At 39.8% G+C, this 20,235-nt stretch carries 21 protein-coding genes; 11 read left to right on the top strand and 10 right to left on the bottom strand.

The annotated features are described in order from the left end of the window. Positions 1 to 282: 282 nt before the first annotated feature. Genes ACO9K6_RS05305 through ACO9K6_RS05270 form a run of 8 tightly spaced genes read right to left on the bottom strand, consistent with a single transcriptional unit; the run spans position 283 to position 9,659 of the window. Complete coding sequence (locus tag ACO9K6_RS05305; RefSeq protein WP_424766493.1) at positions 283 to 2,490, bottom strand: hypothetical protein; 2,208 nt, start codon at positions 2,488 to 2,490, stop codon at positions 283 to 285. A gap of 30 nt (positions 2,491 to 2,520) precedes the next feature. Then, the gene (locus tag ACO9K6_RS05300) at positions 2,521 to 3,114 is read right to left on the bottom strand and encodes a PI-PLC domain-containing protein (RefSeq protein WP_424766492.1); all 594 of its coding nucleotides are present in this window, start codon (positions 3,112 to 3,114) and stop codon (positions 2,521 to 2,523) included. Further along, the gene (locus ACO9K6_RS05295) at positions 3,095 to 3,817 is read right to left on the bottom strand and encodes a glycosyltransferase family 2 protein (RefSeq protein WP_424766491.1); all 723 of its coding nucleotides are present in this window, start codon (positions 3,815 to 3,817) and stop codon (positions 3,095 to 3,097) included. The genes ACO9K6_RS05300 and ACO9K6_RS05295 overlap by 20 nt, the downstream gene beginning before the upstream one ends. Next, positions 3,814 to 4,182: a GtrA family protein gene (locus ACO9K6_RS05290; protein WP_424766490.1), complete on the bottom strand. Its 369-nt coding sequence runs from the start codon at positions 4,180 to 4,182 to the stop codon at positions 3,814 to 3,816. The genes ACO9K6_RS05295 and ACO9K6_RS05290 overlap by 4 nt, the downstream gene beginning before the upstream one ends. A gap of 2 nt (positions 4,183 to 4,184) precedes the next feature. Next, a complete protein-coding gene (locus ACO9K6_RS05285) occupies positions 4,185 to 5,831 on the bottom strand; it encodes an NTP transferase domain-containing protein (protein WP_424766489.1) in 1,647 nt (548 codons plus the stop codon). 21 nt (positions 5,832 to 5,852) lie between these two features. Continuing rightward, positions 5,853 to 6,929, bottom strand: coding sequence for a class II aldolase/adducin family protein (locus tag ACO9K6_RS05280; protein WP_424766488.1), 1,077 nt, complete (start codon positions 6,927 to 6,929; stop codon positions 5,853 to 5,855). After that, positions 6,926 to 7,624, bottom strand: a complete 699-nt coding sequence (locus tag ACO9K6_RS05275; RefSeq protein WP_424766487.1) for an HAD family hydrolase — start codon at positions 7,622 to 7,624, stop codon at positions 6,926 to 6,928. The genes ACO9K6_RS05280 and ACO9K6_RS05275 overlap by 4 nt, the downstream gene beginning before the upstream one ends. Further along, positions 7,614 to 9,659: a glycosyltransferase 87 family protein gene (locus tag ACO9K6_RS05270; RefSeq protein WP_424766486.1), complete on the bottom strand. Its 2,046-nt coding sequence runs from the start codon at positions 9,657 to 9,659 to the stop codon at positions 7,614 to 7,616. The genes ACO9K6_RS05275 and ACO9K6_RS05270 overlap by 11 nt, the downstream gene beginning before the upstream one ends. A gap of 155 nt (positions 9,660 to 9,814) precedes the next feature. Between ACO9K6_RS05270 and ACO9K6_RS05265 the strand changes: the two genes are divergently transcribed. From ACO9K6_RS05265 to ACO9K6_RS05220, 10 genes are all read left to right on the top strand, one after another. After that, the gene (locus ACO9K6_RS05265) at positions 9,815 to 10,558 is read left to right on the top strand and encodes a sugar phosphate nucleotidyltransferase (RefSeq protein ID WP_424766485.1); all 744 of its coding nucleotides are present in this window, start codon (positions 9,815 to 9,817) and stop codon (positions 10,556 to 10,558) included. A gap of 16 nt (positions 10,559 to 10,574) precedes the next feature. Further along, complete coding sequence (gene rfbC / locus ACO9K6_RS05260) at positions 10,575 to 11,132, top strand: dTDP-4-dehydrorhamnose 3,5-epimerase (protein ID WP_424766484.1); 558 nt, start codon at positions 10,575 to 10,577, stop codon at positions 11,130 to 11,132. Positions 11,133 to 11,141: 9 nt separating this feature from the next. Next, the gene (gene rfbB, locus ACO9K6_RS05255; RefSeq protein WP_424766483.1) at positions 11,142 to 12,161 is read left to right on the top strand and encodes a dTDP-glucose 4,6-dehydratase; all 1,020 of its coding nucleotides are present in this window, start codon (positions 11,142 to 11,144) and stop codon (positions 12,159 to 12,161) included. Positions 12,162 to 12,173: 12 nt separating this feature from the next. Further along, a complete protein-coding gene (gene rfbD / locus ACO9K6_RS05250; protein ID WP_424766504.1) occupies positions 12,174 to 13,013 on the top strand; it encodes a dTDP-4-dehydrorhamnose reductase in 840 nt (279 codons plus the stop codon). 11 nt (positions 13,014 to 13,024) lie between these two features. After that, complete coding sequence (locus ACO9K6_RS05245) at positions 13,025 to 13,960, top strand: glycosyltransferase family 2 protein (protein ID WP_424766482.1); 936 nt, start codon at positions 13,025 to 13,027, stop codon at positions 13,958 to 13,960. A 113-nt stretch (positions 13,961 to 14,073) separates the two neighbouring features. Continuing rightward, positions 14,074 to 15,480 (top strand): undecaprenyl-phosphate glucose phosphotransferase, encoded by a 1,407-nt coding sequence (locus ACO9K6_RS05240; RefSeq protein ID WP_424766481.1) that lies wholly within the window; start codon positions 14,074 to 14,076, stop codon positions 15,478 to 15,480. After that, positions 15,470 to 16,450 carry a glycosyltransferase family 2 protein gene (locus tag ACO9K6_RS05235; protein ID WP_424766480.1) on the top strand — a complete coding sequence of 327 codons (981 nt, stop codon included), beginning with the start codon at positions 15,470 to 15,472 and terminating at the stop codon, positions 16,448 to 16,450. Before ACO9K6_RS05240 ends, ACO9K6_RS05235 begins: the two co-directional genes overlap by 11 nt. A gap of 169 nt (positions 16,451 to 16,619) precedes the next feature. Next, a complete protein-coding gene (cls, locus tag ACO9K6_RS05230; protein ID WP_424766479.1) occupies positions 16,620 to 18,050 on the top strand; it encodes a cardiolipin synthase in 1,431 nt (476 codons plus the stop codon). 77 nt (positions 18,051 to 18,127) lie between these two features. Next, positions 18,128 to 18,310 (top strand): hypothetical protein, encoded by a 183-nt coding sequence (locus ACO9K6_RS05225; RefSeq protein ID WP_424766478.1) that lies wholly within the window; start codon positions 18,128 to 18,130, stop codon positions 18,308 to 18,310. Between the two features lie 15 nt (positions 18,311 to 18,325). Further along, positions 18,326 to 18,511, top strand: a complete 186-nt coding sequence (locus tag ACO9K6_RS05220) for an H-type small acid-soluble spore protein (protein ID WP_424766477.1) — start codon at positions 18,326 to 18,328, stop codon at positions 18,509 to 18,511. A gap of 90 nt (positions 18,512 to 18,601) precedes the next feature. On the opposite strand, the gene ACO9K6_RS05215 is transcribed toward ACO9K6_RS05220, so the two are convergent. Both ACO9K6_RS05215 and ACO9K6_RS05210 read right to left on the bottom strand, forming a co-directional pair. Further along, positions 18,602 to 18,913 carry a dehydrogenase gene (locus tag ACO9K6_RS05215; RefSeq protein WP_424766476.1) on the bottom strand — a complete coding sequence of 104 codons (312 nt, stop codon included), beginning with the start codon at positions 18,911 to 18,913 and terminating at the stop codon, positions 18,602 to 18,604. 80 nt (positions 18,914 to 18,993) lie between these two features. Next, the gene (locus tag ACO9K6_RS05210; RefSeq protein ID WP_424766475.1) at positions 18,994 to 19,440 is read right to left on the bottom strand and encodes a cupredoxin domain-containing protein; all 447 of its coding nucleotides are present in this window, start codon (positions 19,438 to 19,440) and stop codon (positions 18,994 to 18,996) included. A gap of 166 nt (positions 19,441 to 19,606) precedes the next feature. Between ACO9K6_RS05210 and uptA the strand changes: the two genes are divergently transcribed. Continuing rightward, positions 19,607 to 20,215, top strand: a complete 609-nt coding sequence (gene uptA, locus ACO9K6_RS05205) for an undecaprenyl phosphate transporter UptA (RefSeq protein ID WP_424766474.1) — start codon at positions 19,607 to 19,609, stop codon at positions 20,213 to 20,215. Positions 20,216 to 20,235: the final 20 nt, after the last annotated feature.

Below are 20,235 nucleotides of genomic sequence, written 5' to 3'. Positions count from 1 at the left end.
TCGCTCATCCCCTCGTTAACTTTCATTTTATTTCATACGAGGGTGTTATTCGACTGCATTTTTATCGTAGCACTCCATGACTCAGTTGTTCCATAGTCCATAAACTCATGTGAGCTCCCTATATTTTATATTGCCTCTATTTAAAACCTATTGTACTTTACTCATAGTAGTTTAAAGACTCTATTATATATCCTACCTATATTCATAGCTTACAAACAATCAATTCCAAAACTACACCGCTGATTGAGCGGTGTAGTTTATTTTAATTTAAATCTAAGTTTTTCATGTACCCATAAAAATTACTTTTGGTTTGATAAAAATCGGATTATTGTTTAAATTATAAAATACTATTTTTGAGATTGAAGTTTTCTCATCTAGTAGGTAATAGGAATACTTGTTTCCTGTCGGGGTCAGCTGAACAATATCTACTATCAGATTATCTCTCGAATCAAAAGCTACGATTCTTACGTCCTGCTGAGTCATCGTTTCTATTGTAAAACTTTTGACTTTCCAATTCACACTTTCAGGAATCATATCAAGTAAATTAATTTGGCTTACTGGAACACTGGTTTCTAATGGTGAATTTAATACATTTAAGTTTTTACACATTGCCCAAGGATACGGGTTTACAGGAATACAATATTCCTCGTTATTCAATAATTTGTTATATACATTCCACTGTGAATAAGAGTCTTGTGCGTTTTTATATGGATCTTGTGAAACCCCAAATATCATAATGATTATTGCTAAATACAATGAGACAATTACTTTTGTCTTTTTAGAATGAATTGCACTTATTGATAATATGAAAAGTCCTATAAAAATCATAATATTACTCACGAAATAGTGTCTGAAATTAGCGATTAACAGCTCAGTATCCCATAAATTCATGTTTTTAAAACTTGGCAGCGTAAATGCATTAAGAGCTAATGAACTGAGTGCCAAATAATTAGTCAATAAAATTGCGTTTTTAGCATTTTTATTTTCAATTCTTTTATATAAAAGAATGACTGTAACAATAATTAACATTAGAGTAAACATTGCAACTAAATAGAATAGTGATTTGCTTGAAAAGGGATTTAGTTTATATAAGACCCATAAATAAGACTGAAAATAAAGATAAATTGTAGTATTAAACATGTCATAAATCTTTTCAAAAAAACTCACTTGGACTTGTGTATCAGTCGACGCCCATGTCATTTTGTTTCTAATCATCGTTGTAGCTTGAATGCATAATGATATAACTGAGATTGTGTAGAAAAAAATATGTTTCTTTGAACGTATATAACAATAATAAATAAGTAAACTTATATACACGGGTAAAAAGATAATAAAATATGGTTTGGATGAGAGTAGTAAAAATACAAGTATACTAATGAAAACATATCTTAGATTTGATATTTTTGTAAAGTCAATAAACACTACTAACAAACAAACTATAATCCCAAGATATGAAAAATTGATAAAGGTAACAAGTTCATAATCAAATAAAAATCCGCAACCTACTATACAACTAAAAATAAACCTTATTTTATCTGAAGGAATAATGTTCTTAAACATTCTACTGTTAATAAAAGAAGCAAAAAATGCAATTCCAAATACACTTAATAGCTGAATGACATAGTTGAAGGATTCATTAATGTGAAATAATTTAACGATTACCAAAGAAATAACTCTTTGAAACAAAGGTAAATAGCCAGCGTCTAATTGTTTCAAATTATGAATGACACTGCTGTAATAAGCGTTATGAAAAAAATTAGTTGCAGTTTCTGCATAAAGTTCTGCAGAAGTCGATAAAGACGGGAATCTGAAACACAAAATAGATATGCTAATAAAAAATGATAAAAAGAAAAAGTAATTGAAAATTTCTACTTTATAATTAAGTCGAAAAAAAAGAATTAGTATTAAAATGATTATGAATAATGATATGAAAGTAAATGAAGTATCTTTTTTTGGTAGTTTCATATCAATATTCAGATTGTAGTTTTCTATTTTTTGTCCATTAATCGTAAGAATACCTAAAGATGCATCTTTTGTTTGCCAAGCAGTTATAGCATTACCTTGAGATGCTTCAATCCCTTTCAGGATGATAGTAGCTGGTCCTTCTTCAAAGATCTTGCCTTTGTTAAAAGTAAATTTTTTAAATGAATTATCATTAAGATTTTTTGTATTAACAATTATTTTCTCAATTTTATCATTTTGAGCCAAAGAAACTTCGATCAAACCATTATTTACTCTATTATATGTTGCTAATAATATATTAATATCAATTGGTTGGTTTCTCATAAAGTGATGCAAATTAATAGTTTGTTTAATTTCTGTTTCATTTGTAATCTCTCCAAGGGGCACTTGTTCCACTAGAGTATTACTAATGTTTTCTTTTGAAATAAAAATCTCATTCCATAAAGGTCTTGTTGTTACTAAAAGCACTAATGTAAATAACAATAACAAGCTAAAGACATATATTTTATTTCGAAAAAAAGTTTTCAAATAAATCCACCTCTATTGAACAAATATCAATTATTTATTTTTCCATAAATTCACATTTTCTACTTTAGTACATATAGCATCAAATTTTATTTCATTTGTTTTTAAAAATTTATTATAGTCATCAATGTCTTCTTTGCGGCCTTGGAGTTCTGGTGAAACAAGACAAAGTTTGAACTCATTTTCTCTTAATATATGATAAATCTGTTTATCAAGAGGGAGTTTTGTGAAGCAATCTACCCAGACCCAATTTACTTTCCCCTTAAGATTAAGTATAGTGTCCAAGCCTTCGTATTCTGAATATCTGACAGCGATATTTTTTTCACCAGTTTGGGACAATAAATGAATCATAGGAAATGAGGAATCCAGAAAAAAATAATTATTAATTTTGTATTTCTGAATTAGTTCCAAAACTCTATGCTCAATACGTTCGCTTTTTATATTTAAAATCATTGTGCCATGATTGTAATGCATTAAGTATTCTTCAAAGTCAACTCCATCACTAAAAGGATCATGACTAATAATCAGACGTTCACCTCGATCTCTTAAATCTAACTCGACACCAAATTCTACGGGTGTTTTTATAAGATCTTCTAAAGTGTTAATTCTATGTGCGATGAACTCCATTTTTCAATTCCCCCTTAAGTTTAATACTATAGTGTAATGTCCGTTTAATGAATTTCCATTTACTCGATAAGCCGGTATTCCAACTTGATTGTCCATGGACACGATTAGGAAATATAACATCAAATCTCATGACGTTTAGTCCGTTCTGCTTGGCCATATATAATACAAATAAATCTAATGAAAAGTCATGTGGTGCGTTACTCCACGATTTATAAAAGCTTCGATGAAATACGTTAGGCTGCGCATTTATGTCATAAAGTATTTTATTCATATATATAGTTTCGAAAACACTCATACCGAATGTGAAAAATTGATCCATTAAAGGACGGTTTTTACGTATCCCTTTAACGTATATGTTTGTTGGATTATTATTATCTTCAATTAATTGAAAAGCTTTAAGTAAATCTGCTGGGTCAGTTTGCATATCGGCATGAGTCCAACCAATATATTCTCCTAGAGTATTTGATAATCCGAATAATATACCGTACCCATATCCTTGATTTTTTTCTACATGAACAGTTCGAGCAAATGAATAATCGCCAATAAGATTATTTAATACATTTTGACTGTTATCTGTTGAGCCATTATTTACGAGTAAGACTTCAATATCATTTCTATTAATATAACTTGCGAAACGCTCCAAAATTAAAGGTATATTTTTTTCTTCGTTATAGCAAGGTACAACAATTGATAATTTTATCATTTTTTAAACACCCACCATTTTTGTCCAATGAAATTAAGAACAGTACTTGTACCAGTAGCAGCGATAAAAGCAAAAAGATATGCTCCAGGGTATAACAGCAATCCGCTTTTATTAACTAGAATGTTTGCCGATAATGTAAATAAGTATAAGAGAGCAAAACGTATAATTTTTTTCTTTTGGTGAACTTTTTCTTCAAAAGTCCATTGCTTATTAAGTAAATAAGCTAAGATAGTTCCTAGACAAAAAGAGATGCCTTTGGCCACTGATGGTGGCACAAAGGCTTTAAGAATAAAATAACTAGATGTATCGATTAGTACAGCAAGAAGTCCGACAATTACGAAACGGTATGCTTGAATTTTTAGCATGTTTATTTGTTTTCTTGTGTGAAAGCAGTGTAATTCACTACAAGCTCATTTAGTTTATCAGGGTTAACAGTAGGGTCAAGTTTTAAGTTATAAGGATGCCAGAAGCATTTGTGAAAGAAGCTTTGCCAATATACAAATGTTCTATAGTCGTTTGGAGTTCCCCAGCAGATATAGTCGCTTGTTTCAAGAACTTTTACCTTTAAGCCCATTTCAATCAACTCATTTACTGTTGAATCCACGTAAAATTCACCATTCACACGAATGTCTTTCTTTCTCATGCTATTAAGTGCATCGATTAGATAATGGGATTTTTTGAAGTAAAACGAGCCAACTACAGCATGATCGTTTTTTGGATCATCACTAATCGGAACCTTCACACTAACCTTTTTTGCATGATTATTTGGATCGGTTTCTACCCAACCGTACATTTGAGGATTTATTTGGCTAGAAATATGATTTTTAAAAGTCCACACAATTGCATCTGTATTTGGGTCATTGAATAATTCGTTTAATTTATGATGATCATAGATCATTCCATTGTCACATGCACCAATCATAAGAGGCTTCTCTAAATCCTCGCCTTGAAGGCCTAATTCACATGTACAAGCCTGCCCCTCTGTTAATTGTTTTAAAGAAACAATTTTTGCATCTGGGTATTCTTGTAAGAGCTGCTCTCGCAACGGATATTGTTGAAGATGGTCTTCAAGACAAACGAAAATATGTTGCTTACTGCTAGGAAGACTATTCGCAGCTTGAATAATCATTGGTTTTCCTGATACTTCAATTAGTGGTTTTGGAATCATATATCCCTCTTTAGCAAATCTGCTTCCAGCACCTGCAAGTGGAATAATGTTAATTCCATCATGCTGAGCAATAAAGGATTCATTTTGTTTGACAATATTTGAGAAGTACTGTGACCATTCGTTGTACTCAGTCACATCTTCAGGTGTTCCCCATTGAAGCATATGTTGGATTTCATATATGGAAACTCGTAAACCGTCCTCAACTAGCAAATTATAAACAAGGCTTACGTAATACTCATCGTTTAAATGAATATTTCTGTCCATTAGTAAATTGAAGTACTTTTTGACAAATGCCCCTTTTTTAAAATAATACGTACCATCAGAAGCGTATTCATTCATTCGATTCTCTGTAAAAGGTGCCTTCTCTTTAATTTCTAGCATCCATTGTTTATCATCTCGCATAAAGGCGTAATTTGTTTTGCCGAGCATATGTGGATGATAATTTTTATAAGAAGGAACTGCACCATCAGCATTTCTGCTGCGCGTATGTTTTAAAAAATCAGTATAATTCCAATAGCAGGAGAAATCGCAATAGTTAACAATAACTTCTTCTTCATCATCGATTAAATCATAAGCAAAGGAAACAGCAAAAACTGGTCCCTTTTTATGTGGGGGAATGGTAACAATATTGCCTTTAGGAGCTATACGCTTTAAGATCTGCTCCATATTGGTATCTTTTATATGGTCCTCGTTACAGATAAAAGTAAACTTAGATTCGCCTGGGAACATATTAACAACATGTTCAATCATGGGAATCCCATCAATTTCAATTAATGATTTTGGAATTGTGTAGCCAGCTTTTAAGAAACGATTACCAAAGCCAGACATAGGAATTACTATATGCATAAATTGTTCAATCCTTTACTTTTACAATTTTTGTCTGAATTTTTCCGCTTCCCAATTTCCTAAATATCTTAGTTCTTCCAATGGTAATTGTTGAATCTTTCCTGGGGCATATTGAATTCCCATCAGATGCAGCTTTAATACATCTTCCATCTCTTTAGCTTTTTTAACATTCAGCGCAACGAAGTATATATGATTATCATAAATAATGACTTTCGGATGATCAAGATAAGCTTCAAAGTAATGTTGGATAATATTAAGAGCTGTTTCTTTCGTAAGAAATAGCGTTTCATATCCAAGAAAGACTAATCCGTCTGGAAAGTAAGGGGTATATTTCAACAGATCAGGATTTTTTGCGAATAAATCAGTTACCTGCTTGTCTTCTGTTAAGTAAGTAATAAGACGGTTTTCACTATATTGATTAATTATATTTGATAAGTGGTTTGTAGAACGATAACGTACCATATCAAGGTGTAGCATTTGCTCTAATCGGGAGGTAACAGTATCAGTGATAGTCTGTATATCTTCATAATTGTCGGAAGTGGTTATTAAACCGTGATTTTGAAGGAAGACTATTTTTGGTTTTGAACCGTGAATTCGGAGAAAATTGTTAAGACTGTCCTTTAAACGCAATGCGAGCTCAACACCTGGGGTATCATAACTAACCAATAATATTTCAGGTCCGAATAATTCCATCAATATTTCTTTCCAATTTTCTAAACAAGTAACAGCATTCACGGTAACTGGATGTGTATGAAGAGTATATTTTGATAATATCGCATGTAAAAAAGTCTCAATAGAAGGTCTGGATTCAGGTGTTAAAATCGTTCGTTGTAACAATTGTGCAGATAGTTCTTCCCTTGCTTTTTTTGGTGATGCCTGCAACACTTGTTCTGTCGATAAGATCTCGCATACCATCTCATTATTCACAATTGAGTATCCACGTTTAGTATCTAAATCTGAAAGAAGATAGCCAGAAGCCTTAATAGCCATTCTGCCATCCTCAAATTTCACAGATGAATTGCCACCTCCTGCTTGAATTAAATCAAACCTTTCCCCGGCGTATTTAGACATTAATACTAATAAATCTAATTCTTTCATATTAAATAGCCTCGCAGTTCATTAAAGTATTTTATCTCCGTTATTCTATCAGTAATCGGTCTGATTTTACTAGATCGATTTAACCAAAACGCTTGAATATTCATGTTTAACGCGCCTGATATATCCTTATCATATGAGTCACCAATCATACAAACTTGTTCAGGAGACAATCCGCTTTTCCGAAGCGCTAATTCAAATATATAAGGATGGGGTTTTTCGCAGCCTGCTTCCTCACTTGTAACGATATAATCAAATAGATGTTCTAGCTTTAGTCTTTCAATTTTTTCGAATTGAACGTCTGCCGTTAAATCAGTAACCATAATAATTTGTAAACCTTTTTCCTTTAAATCACTAAGCAAGTTGATTACATCATCAAAAAGTTCAATACTTTCAATAAATGAGTCCCAATATAAAGAGTAGCATTGCTTCGCCAAACTAATTGGAAATTCAATTTTGTTAGGGAGCTGCTCAAATAACTTTTGAAAATATAGCAACCTATTATGCGAGGACGCAAATCCATGAAGAGAGATATGGATTTGCCTTTTGGCTTCCAGATAGCGATTATATAGTTCGGTTGACTCCAGCCCTATGTTCTGACCCAATAAGTTGAAAACTTTAGTTAAAGCTAATTCGTGGCATTGCTTATATTCATAAAGAGTATCGTCAAAATCAATAAGAATACCTTTAATATTCAATGTTATCCTCCTTCATTTTTTCCGAAATGATAATAAGTATTACGATTTGTACTAAACCTCGCATGCCTGTTAAAAACGAAGCATTGGTAGAAATTATTTCCTCGGAATTTAGTACAAGCTTGTCAACCCATGGTTTAATTGATAAATCATCTGATTGATCAGTTATCGTAAGGAATTGGGTTTGCAGATCCTCCGAATAGTCATGTTCGAATTTAGCACCTTCTTCGACTAATTCTAGGACAAGAGGTTCTAAATCAACATTTGAATCTAAAGTAAGTTTTACCAATGTGCGTGGTGTATATTGAGAATCACCAACAGTAAATTCTTCATCCGTGAAATAAGTAATAATTAAATCAGCATATGTCCTTTGAGGATGAATATATTTCTGAGCATCAGGGAGTCTAGCGTTTATTTGCTCGATCACTTTATCTTTTGAATAACCTCTCTTCGCAGTATCCCTTAATATTTTCCAGTGGCAACGAAGGTTGTCTTCCGTTTCAATGTAAATCTTTAAATCAATGTTTTTGCGCATTTTTGGCAAGTAAAACGGATGGAGACCGGATAATACAATAAAGTCATTTGATCTTGTAATAATCGGTGATGTAAAAGTACCAGTCTCATGATCATAGATGACCCGTTCTACATGTTCACCACGTTTTAAAGCAGTTAAATGTTCAGATTGACGGTGCAGGTAATTAGCCTTTGGATTTAAGTGTGTATACGATTCCCAATTGACATCCCCACGCTCCCACTTATGATCACCGTCTCCTTCAATTTCTAAAAGTCTTTTATGGTACAAGAGGAGTTTAATATCTTGAAGTAATGTACTTTTTCCTGAACCACTATCTCCACTGATTCCTATAGCAAAAGCAGCGTGTTTTTTTTTATAAATAGAATTACTACGTACCCCATGGTTGTACAAATAGTAAACAACTGCAAGTAAACAACTGGTTAGTACGGTAAACGAAACGTTTTTTAACTGATGACTATTAATTTTTAAATCTATAACGTGACCGCCTAATATAATGTCGTTATATTCAGTACTGTGAAATACGATGAAGTAAACAAGGTATGAAGTTGTAAGTATTGCATCTAAAATGAAAACTTTTTCGTTAGAAGTCTGGTAAGCATTAATAAAATAGATACACAAAAATGGCACAATCCATATATACCAGCCTGGCATTGGTGGTACAAAAAGTAAAAAGGCTGAGAACAGAAGACCCGTGTAACTAAAAAGCAAATCATTATTTATTTTCTTATAGACTGTGAAGCGAATATATATGAGTAGGACGACAAATAATGATAAATAAATATTAATTCCAGATATAGGGAACGTCACATTGAAAATTTGCATTTGTTCTTTATTTCGAAAGACGAAATTTATAAATCCATCAGAAAATATAAATGGTAATGATATAATAAAGTAGATAACAGGCGATAGAGCCATGTATAGGGCTGACCTATGCGATTTCTTCAAAAGAAATATTAGAATTAAAGGTAGAGCAGCTATGACATGAAACTTAGTACTTATTGCAAGTCCAAAGAGAACGGCTGCAAGCAAACCTTTTTCCTTTATGAGATAATACATGGATGCGAGTAAAAGAGCCGTTGGTATTAAATCAAGCTGCGAATGAATGTAACTAGCATAAATGACAATAGGGGATGTAAAATAAAATCCTATAATATGTTTGGAGTTTCTCGGAAACAATTTATTAAGATAAAATAATATTGTGACATCCGCAAATAGAATTGGTAGCTTGAATATGAAATTGCTAATCATTCCTGAAGGGATGTTTTGCGCAATAATTTGAAACAGAGATAACAGATAAAGCATACCTGCAGGATATGGAAAAGGGTTTGGCAATTGTTGTGTGTAATAATACTCCCATGGGTTCGAAAATTGGTCAGTAAAATAATCCACAAATGGAACGAATAGTTGGTCTTTATAATCCGATGAAAATAATGCTAAAAGGATTATCTTGATGATAAATAGAATTATAAAAAGACGATTGAAAATAATGTTTTTTGTCATCATTTAATAGTTACACCTTTTTTAGTTTTTTGGTATGCTGATTAAGTAACCCCTAATCATTATATACGAGACATTGTACAAACATGAAGTATTATGTCGAAAATAGTGTATTTTTTTTTACTAATAAGTATTTCAAATTTATAATTGGAGGCAATTAAATGAAAGGCATCATTCTAGCAGGAGGAACCGGCTCGCGCCTGTTTCCGTTAACGAAAGTAACGAACAAGCACTTATTACCAGTTGGTAAATATCCAATGATCTTCCATTCTATTGCAAAGCTAAAAGAAGCAGATATTATTGATATTCTCATTGTTACTGGTAAAGAGCATATGGGCGATGTAGTTAATTTGCTTGGCAGCGGTCATGAATTTGGCGTAACCCTAACGTATAAAGTCCAAGACGAAGCAGGGGGTATTGCACAGGCGCTCGGATTAGCCGAGCATTTTGTGAATGGGGACCAGATGGTCGTTATCCTCGGAGATAACGTATTCGAAGACAGTATCGCACCTTTTGTGAATAATTTCAAAAAACAGCAAAAGGGTGCTAAGATTCTTATTCAAGAGGTACATGATCCTCAGAGATATGGTGTTCCTCAACTGAATGGAGACAAAATTATTTCCATCGAGGAAAAGCCGCAGCAGCCAAAAAGTAACTTCGCGGTAACGGGAATCTACATGTACGATAGTCAGGTATTTGAGATCGTGAAAACGTTAAAGCCATCTGGTCGAGGTGAGCTGGAAATTACAGATGTTAACAATGCTTATATTGGAGCCAATGAGCTAAGCTATGATGTGCTCCAAGGCTGGTGGACGGATGCAGGGACCCATGCTTCGTTGACAAAAGCGAATGAGCTAGCTAAAGAACTTGTTTTCGGTGAAGAGTTTGGTAAATTAAAATTGTAAATAGAGCAGGTGACACATGAAAATCGTAGAAACTAATCTCCCAGGAGTTAAGCTGATAGAGCCTGCCGTGTTTGGGGATCATCGCGGATTCTTCATGGAAAGCTATAATGAACAAGTTGCGCATGCCAATGGTATCCCATTCGCTTTTATCCAAGATAATCACTCGTTATCGGGAGAAGCTGGCGTGCTTCGTGGCATGCACTATCAATTAGCGCCAAAGGCGCAAACAAAGCTAGTACGTGTTACTGCTGGCGCAATTTATGATGTAGTAATTGACATTCGCAAGGGATCACCTACATTTGGGCAATGGCAGGGTTTTATTCTGAGCGCAGCTAACAAACGCCAATTACTGGTACCACAAGGCTTCGCACATGGCTTCTGTACACTTGTGCCAAACTGTGAGGTTCAGTATAAAGTAGACGAGTTATATTCTCCAGAACATGACCGCGGTATTGCCTGGAACGACCCAGCCCTTGCGATCGACTGGCCAACTTCGAATCCGATATTATCGGAAAAGGATGGCAAGCATCCGGTGCTGGCTGACGCTGAATTCAACTTTGTATATGAAGGGTGAGTTAATCTCGTGAAATTATTGGTTACAGGCGGAGCTGGCTTTATAGGCAGCAACTTTGTTTTGTATATGATCAAGAACTATCCTCAATACGAAATTATTAATGTCGATGCGCTTACTTATGCGGGCAATCTTGAAAATCTGCGCATGATTGAGAAACATCCGAACTATACTTTCGTAAAGGCGGATATTGCAGAGCGCAGCGAGCTAGAAGATTTGTTTCAATCGGGTATCGATGCTGTTATTAATTTTGCTGCTGAATCTCATGTGGATCGGAGCATTCTGCAGCCGGATATATTCGTACGGACGAATATTCTAGGTACACAAACGCTGCTTGAGCTAGCGAAGCAATATACGGTTGCAAAATTCGTTCAGGTATCAACGGATGAGGTATACGGCACGTTGGGTGAGACTGGTCTCTTCACAGAAGAAACGCCGCTTGCCGCAAACAGCCCCTATTCCGCAAGTAAGGCAGGTGCGGACCTGCTCGTACGCGCTTATCATGAAACATTCGGCCTGAACGTGAATATTACCCGCTGCTCGAACAATTACGGTCCTTATCAGTTCCCTGAGAAGCTGATTCCTCTTATGATTCAGAACGCATTGCAGGATAAGACATTGCCCGTATATGGAGATGGCTTGAATGTCCGCGATTGGTTGTACGTTGAAGATCATTGCAGTGCAATCGACTTGGTCCTCCACAAAGGCCGCAATGGCGAGGTGTATAATGTCGGTGGACGCAATGAGCGGAACAATCTTCAGGTTGTACGCACCATCCTTGAGGAGCTTGGTAAGCCGGAGTCGCTTATTACATATGTGAAGGATCGTTTGGGGCACGACCGCCGCTATGCGATCGATGCTGACAAGATCCGTAACGAGCTCGGCTGGCAGCCAAAGTTTAATTATGAGGATGGCATTAAGGAAACGATTCGCTGGTATTTGAGCAACAAGGAATGGATGGAGCAGGTCGCATCTGGTACGTATCAGCAATATTACGATACCCAGTACAAAGAGCGCCTGGAGGGAAAGTGATATATGTCCAAAATAAAAATTATCGTAACAGGTGCAAATGGTCAGCTAGGTCGGGAATTGGCTTTATGGACGATGGATACAGCTGAAATTATAGGGCTGGATCGTGCTTCTCTTGATATTACCAGCTTGCCGGCCTGCCGTAATATGTTCACGCTGCACAAACCCGATGTGGTCATTCACTGCGCCGCCTATACTGCTGTTGATAAAGCCGAGTCCGAACCGGACGAGGCTTTTCGTGTGAATGCAGCAGCAACCCGAAATGTTGCAGTAGCCGCTAGAGAAGTAGGCGCAAAGCTCTGCTACATCAGTACAGATTATGTGTTCGATGGTAAAGGCACTGCGCCTTACAATGAGTATGATCGTACGAATCCGCAGACGGTATATGGGAAGTCGAAGCTTGCCGGTGAGGTAATGGTACAAACCTTGCATGATCGATTCTTTATTGTTCGCACCTCGTGGGTATATGGGAAGTACGGCAATAATTTCGTGAAAACGATGTTGAAGATAGCCGACGAAAGAGATCAACTGAAAGTCGTGGCGGATCAGTGGGGCTCTCCAACCTATACCTATGATTTAGCAGCTTTTCTGCTTGAGCTAGTGCATACCGATTATTTTGGCATTTATCATGCTTCAAACAGCGGGATATGCTCTTGGCATGAGTTTGCAAAAGCGATTTTCGAGGATAGTGGGAGATCTACTCATGCTGAACCGTGTACAACAGCGGATTTTCCAAGACCGGCGCCTAGACCTGGCTATTCGGTAATGGATCACAGTGCGATTCGCAGCAATGGGTTGCAAACCCTGCGTCCATGGAGAGAAGCGTTGAACCACTATCTTAAAGATTGTGAGTGATGCAAGAAGCTATGGCAACTGTTAGCGTATGTATCGTAACCTACAATAGCGCTCAGGACATAGAAGCCTGCCTGCAAGCGGTATTTAAACAAAGCCATCCAGTTGAACGTATTGTCGTAATCGACAATGCTTCAAAGGATGGTACTCCTGAGCGAGTGCAGCCATTTGCGGATCGAGTTCTTTTTATAGCGAATGATGTGAATAACGGGTTTGCCGGAGGCCAGAATCAGGCGATCCGACAAACCCGTTCGGATTATGTGCTGGTACTTAATCCGGATGTGATCTTACACGAAGATTATTTAAAAGAAATCATCGATTTCATGGAGAAGCAGCCTGCTGTTGGAAGCGCGACTGGCAAGCTTGTACTGGCATCCAACCCGAACGTCATGGACAGCGCCGGACTTGGCATGAAGCGAACGAGGAATGCCTATGATCTGGGTGCAGGAGAGCAAGCAGCGAACTGGAGCGTTACGCAAATGGTTTTCGGTGTATCAGGAGCGGCTGCGGTATATCGCAGCGCGATGATTCGAGATATTGCGATCGATGGTCAATTTTTTGATGAGCAATTTTTTGCTTATAAGGAGGATGTGGATGTCGCATGGCGAGCGAAGAGGCTCGGCTGGACATCCTTTTACGTGGCCTCAGCGTTTGCTGTTCACCATAGGGGCTGGAAAAAGGGAGGACGCCGTGCAGTCCCTTTGTTCGTTCGCAGACATTCCTATCAGAACCGATTTTTCACTTTGATTAAAAATGAAGCCATTGGCTGGCATTCTCTACTCACCCTCCCTATCATTATTGGAACTGAAGCAGCAAAGATAGCGTATATCGTAATGCGAGAGCCGGGTTTATTAAGCTGCTGGCCAGTTATATGGCGTATGCTTCCGGATATGCTACGCAAGCGGAAGTGGCTGAGAGATAAAGAGAGGAAGCGCAATGGAACGAAATAAATTTTGCATCTGAAGCGGATTAAAATGGAAAAAAATGGTGTTCTCAACCAATTCTGATTTTGGTACAATGCAGATAGAGTCGAAATTTTAGAGAACGCAGGTGAAATCGGCGGATGCTTCGTCAAAACCAAAGGTTTTTAACCCAATTATATATGCTTGCGGATTTGTTTTGCACGCTGGTTGTTTTTTTAGCCGCATACTGGCTTAAATTTTATAGCGGTATGCTGCCCAGCTCCAACTCTGTTCCGTTCACAACTTATTTGTTGTGGGGGACGATTTACTCGTTCGCTACTGTGCTGGTAGGCTTTTACTTGCAATTCTACTCCCCTAAACGGCGCAAAAACTATTCCTATGAAATATTGAAAATTTTGCAGATTCAAACGATCAGCTTCTTAGGTCTTCTAAGCTTGTTTTTCTTCACGCGAGAAGTACATATTTCCCGCGAGTTTCTTGCTATTTTCTTTATTGTAAACTTCATCGCGATTGCAGCCTATCGTTACGGGGTCAAGTCGATGCTTGCCTCATTTCGCCGTCGCGGCTTCAATAAACGATTTGTGCTAATCGTAGGCGCTGGCTCCTTGGGGCGCAGCTTCTACTATAATCTAGAGCAGCACCCTGAGCTAGGCTATGAGGTTATAGGCTTTCTAGATGACAATCATCAGGAGCATCCGTTGGAATTTAAGCACATGAAGCCAATTATCGGTACGCTGGATGATTTGAGGTTAAAGCTTGAGACGGCTACCATTGACGACGTTATTATTGCGCTGCCCCTGGATGCCCATAAGAAATATTCGAATATTATCGAGGTGTGCGAGCAGTCGGGCGTGAAGACGCTCATCATACCAGATTTCTTCGATCTTCTGCCTGCAAAACCTTTCTTCGATAATTTCGCAGGCATTCCGTTAATTAACGTTAGAGATGTTCCGCTAGATGAGCTGAGCAACCGTATTCTGAAACGATGGTTCGATATTTTCTTCTCTATTGCTGCCATTATCATCACATCACCGGTCATGCTGTTCATTGTCATTGGTCTGAAGCTGACTTCTCCTGGTCCGATCTTCTTTAAACAGGAACGAATGGGACTCGATCGTAAGTCCTTCTATATGCTTAAATTCCGCTCCATGCATGTTTCTACGAATGATGTGTCCGATACGCAGTGGACGGTGGAGAATGATCCGCGCCGCACGAGGTTCGGAAGCTTCCTGAGACGGACGAGTCTGGATGAGCTGCCTCAGTTTCTCAACGTACTGCTAGGAGATATGAGCGTGGTCGGCCCACGGCCGGAACGACCTTTTTTCGTTCATCAATTCAAATCAGAAATACCGAAGTATATGATCAAGCATCAGATACGCCCTGGCATTACGGGATGGGCTCAGACGAACGGTCTGCGCGGCGATACGTCGATCCAAGACCGCATCAAGCATGACATTTTTTATATTGAGAATTGGACGTTCTTGTTTGATATCAAAATTATTTTAAAGACGGTACTGAAGGGCTTGATCAACAAAAATGCTTACTAATAAGCTGACAGACCCTCAAGTGTCGGTTATTATTCCTACGCTGAATGCCGGTTCGGAGTTTACACTGCTTCTTAAGCGTCTACAGCAGCAAACGATTAGGCCTTATGAAATCATTATTATGGATTCAGAGTCTACCGATGGAACAGCCGAGCGAGCGAGACAGGCAGGTGCTCAGCTCATCACTGTAAAGCGCAGCGAATTTGACCATGGCGGTACCCGGAATCGCGGCGCTGAGCAAGCGAAGGGTGACATTTTGTTGTTCATGACGCAGGATGCGCTCCCTTATGACGATAAGCTGATCGAGCAGCTGACGAAGCCTTTGCTCAGGGATGAGAAGGTTGTTTATGCTTACGCAAGACAGCTAGCGAGACCAGGGGCGAGCTTTCTGGAGCAATTAGCCAGAGAGAGCAACTATCCGGCTCAATCTACAGTGAAGGGCTATGAGCAAATTGAGGCGCTTGGCATTAAGACGTTCTTTTGTTCAAATGTCTGCTCGGCGATTAGACGGGAGACGTTCGTGGAGATGGGGCGGTTTCAGGAGCCGGTTATTTTCAACGAGGATTTGTTTATGGCGGCGAAATGTATTTTGTCTGGCTTAAATGTGGCTTACCAGGCAGAAGCTGTCGTGTATCATTCTCATGAATATACGATTGCGCAGCAGCTTAGACGTTACTTTGACAATGGCATCTCGATGAGCTGCAATCCGTGGATAAGGCCCTACAGCGCGATTGGCGGGGCAGGCTCGAAGCTGGTAAAGCTGCAGCTAAAGGGTCTGCATGAACATCGGAAATGGCATCTCATTCCGGGGCTCATTGCTGAATCGGCTGCCAAGCTGATCGGCTACAAGCTGGGTTATCATTTTAATCGCCTGCCGGCAAGCGTGACGCGCAAGCTCAGTATGCATAAGCTTGTTTTGGCACATATTGCGAGAACGAACGGCTTCGAGACGCAGCAGACAATGAAGCAATGATTTATTGTTATGAAATACTATGTGATCATTTATTAAGGCTTCCCGAATGGGAGGCCTTTTCGTTTGCTGTGTTACTCCAGTAGTATACCTTCCCACCCTGACGCTCAAACTAATCATTCCTGAATAAACCTGTCAGCGTCTCGGAGCGTGAGGAGAAAGTGGTGTTAGCGTGGCACAGTGGCTCGGTTGGTTGAACGTGGCGCTTGTCGTTTATATTGCGCAATTGGCGTTTATTTTTGTGACGGAGCATCGCCGGCCGTTCGAAATGAGGGCCTGGCTCTTTATTGCGTTCGTTTGCCCGTATATTGGTATTGCGGCTTATCTTGTTCTGGGGCAGGAATTTGTTAGGAGGCGGCATTTTAGCAGGTTTAAGGAGGCGACATTTGAACTCGCCATAGAGAGATCATCAGCGGTAGCAAAAGCGGCTGAGCTCGGTCTGAAGCAGCAAGACCAGCTGGAGAAGCTGTTCGCGATGCTTGCTGGATTGGCTCCGTTTCCGATCACGCGGCGTAATACGACAAAAGTTCTCACTAACGGATATGGCACCTACGAGACTATCTTTCAAGAGCTTGAACGTGCGCGTCATCACATCCACCTGGATTATTATACGATTCGCGATGATGACATCGGCAAAAAATTCCTTAGGGTGCTTTCCCGAAAGGCCCGCGATGGAGTAGAGGTCCGGGTTGTCTATGATGGTATTGGCAGCATGAAGCTAAGCGAGGCGTATATTCAGGAGCTTCGCGTGGCGGGCGTGCAGACAAGCTGTTTTTTGCCGCCGCGCTTTGCTTTTTTTGATAAACGTTTAAATTACCGTAATCATCGTAAAATCGTCGTTGTGGACGGAAAGGTCGGCTTTGTAGGCGGCATTAATATCGGCGATGAGTATTTGGGCAAAGACGCAAAGCTCGGGTTTTGGCGGGATACGCATTTACGGCTCGAGGGAGACGCGGTTTATTTTTTACAGGAGCTGTTTCTGCAAGACTGGGCTTATGCGGCTAAGGAGCAGTTGAATGGCAAGAAATATATGCAAGCTCATGGCTGCGAGGGTGAAGAGAGGGTGCTGGTTGTCTCCAGCAAGCCCGGGCTTCATGATCAGAAGATCAAGGAGGTCATGCTTGCGGCCATTATGATGGCCAAAACGAGAGTCTATGTGACTACGCCATATTTTATTCCGGATGCGGGTATACTAATGGGTCTTCGCTTAGCAGCGTTAACCGGCATAGACGTAAGGCTTGTTATTCCTAAGGTTGCCGATTCCAGGCTTGTGCTGCGCGCTACAATGTCCTATATCCAGGAGATGCTGGAGGCGGGTGTCAAGGTGTATCGCTATGAGAAGGGGTTCATCCATGCCAAAGTATTAATTGTTGATGAAGTGCTGGCTTCCGTTGGAACAGCGAATGTGGATATGAGGAGCTTGTACAGCAACTTTGAACTCAATGCAGTCATGTTCGATTTGGACACGATTAGACGGCTGGAGTCAGATTTTTGGGATGATTTACAGCATAGTCACCAAATGGATTTCGAGGCTTTCCAGAGCAGACCTCTCAAGCAGAAGCTAGCGGAGTCTGCGCTGCGTCTGCTCTCTCCGCTGCTGTGAGACATGCATGGTTAAAGGCCATTTCGGGCATATTTTGTTAGGAAGGACGATTGAACTAGCTAAAGGAGGATTAACGAATGAGTAGTTTAGAGCATGAGCAGAAGCAGACCTCAGCAGAACCTCAGAATGAGGGCAGGGATGATTATTTTATGGACATCGACCGGATGGTGAATGAGGGATTAGGCGGAGGCAATGTGACGCTGCAAAATGGACTCATTGATGAATCCACCACGGATACGATGGAGCGGGAAACGAAGTAAGGGGGGTACGATGCGATGGATACAGCGCGCGCAATGGAAATTTATAAGTCGAAGGAAACCTACAAGGTTCATCTTGACAGAGATTCGGTCTGGATTGAGAATGTAGACGAGGATAACGGCATGGCGACAGTCATGGTCGGCAACAATCCGGTGAATACGAAAACAGTCTCCTGCGACCGGCTGAAGGAAGTAGACTCATGACGGCATGACAAGCGAGGCAGCCCTGACAGTATGGGAGCTGCCTCTTTTCGTTGAAGTCAAGCGCCTAGCTTGACTGCTCTTCCCATTCGTTCAACCGCCGTACGCCTCGCGGAAGGCATCACATAGCTTTGTGCGGTCTACCTCCCAGAGCTCGGCGATGTCTGCGCTGACGTGTTCATCCCACCAGTCTGCTTGCACCTTGCGGTTGCTTTCATTTTCGACGATCCAGGTGAGATTCAATATAACCTTTTTAAAATAAAGCGACTCGGCCTGTTCCATCTTATCCTTCGGAATCCACAGCTTCATCCGTTTCACAGTACGGTAAAGCTCCTTGCTGCAGGCTCTGCGAATTTTGCGCGCGGTCGGGTAGCCTGCGGTATGCTTTTGCGCGTTAGCTTTCACAGGTAAAAGCCTCCTCTCTATCACATATGTATGCGTTTTGAGAGAGGATGGTCACTCCGTCCAGCTGATGTTTGCAGCCGTTACTGTACGACGATATAGCCGACCATTGGTCCGCTATGGCGCATATCAGTGTGGGTCAAGCATAGGATAGGGTAGGTGCCTTCTTTCTCTGCGGTAAATCGAACGATTGTCGTTTTTCCCTTCGTAACCTCACCGCGGATGCCAAGCCCTTCGACGACAAAAGGATGGCTGTTGCCGTTCACTCCGCCAATGTGCAGCTCGATCGATTCGCCTTTATTTACGATAATTGTACCGGGATCCCAGCGGTACACCTCGATTTCCTTGCCGTCCTCAGTATTGGTTTTGAACTCCCCGGTGACCAGGTGAATGACGCGCGGCGCAGCGGCTTGTCCATTTACTGCACGAGACTGATCCCAGCTTAAGTACACGCCGACTAATACGATTAAAGCAGCCACAACGATAAACAGCTGAATCTGTCTTTTGCTCACTATTACTACTTTGGACATGAAACGATCACCTCATCTATTCGTAACATTTAGAGCTAGTCTATGCAGGGTCTTGTCCGCGCATGACAAAAGTGGATTGGCATGAATACCTATGTTAAGATAGCTTCAGCAGTCGAAATGATTGGAGAAGCTATGACCAGCAGAGGAAGGCGGTTTGTTAACGACAATGGAATGGGTAAGTAATTTTTTGCATGAGGTGCTGGTTTGGATCGAAGACCTGGGGTATTTCGGCATCCTAATTGGTCTGCTGATTGAGGTGATTCCAAGCGAAGTCGTACTGGCCTTCGGCGGTTATTTGGTATGGAAGGGTGACGTATCCTATTGGGGAGCCGTTCTGTTCGGTACGCTTGGCGCTGTTGGACAAAACTGGATATTATATGCGATTGGAAGGTACGGGGGCAGACCGATTGTCGAGAGGTTCGGCAAATATATAAAAATTAAATCGAAACATGTCGATACCGCGGAAAAATGGTTCAATAAATTTGGTGCCGGCATCGTATTTACAGCTCGTTTCGTACCTGTCATGAGACAAGTTATATCCATTCCAGCCGGCATGGCGCGCATGAATTTTGGTTTATTCACGCTGCTTACAGCACTTGCTTCCATCCCTTGGTCTATCTTATTTGTTTACTTAGGAAAATCACTAGGAGACCAATGGCAGCGAATTGACGAGAAGGCATCCCAATACGTTCAGCCTGCTATCTGGATTGCTCTCGCAATATTTGTCGTTTACATGCTATTTAAGCTTTTAAGGACACGCGGCAAGACCGTCTAATTATACGGTAATGAGATTAG

It is taken from the genome of Paenibacillus praedii (assembly GCF_049725345.1).
Lineage (GTDB): Bacteria > Bacillota > Bacilli > Paenibacillales > Paenibacillaceae > Pristimantibacillus.
The sequence above is the reverse complement of the archived record's forward strand: the minus strand, read 5'-3'. Positions and strand labels throughout refer to the sequence as shown.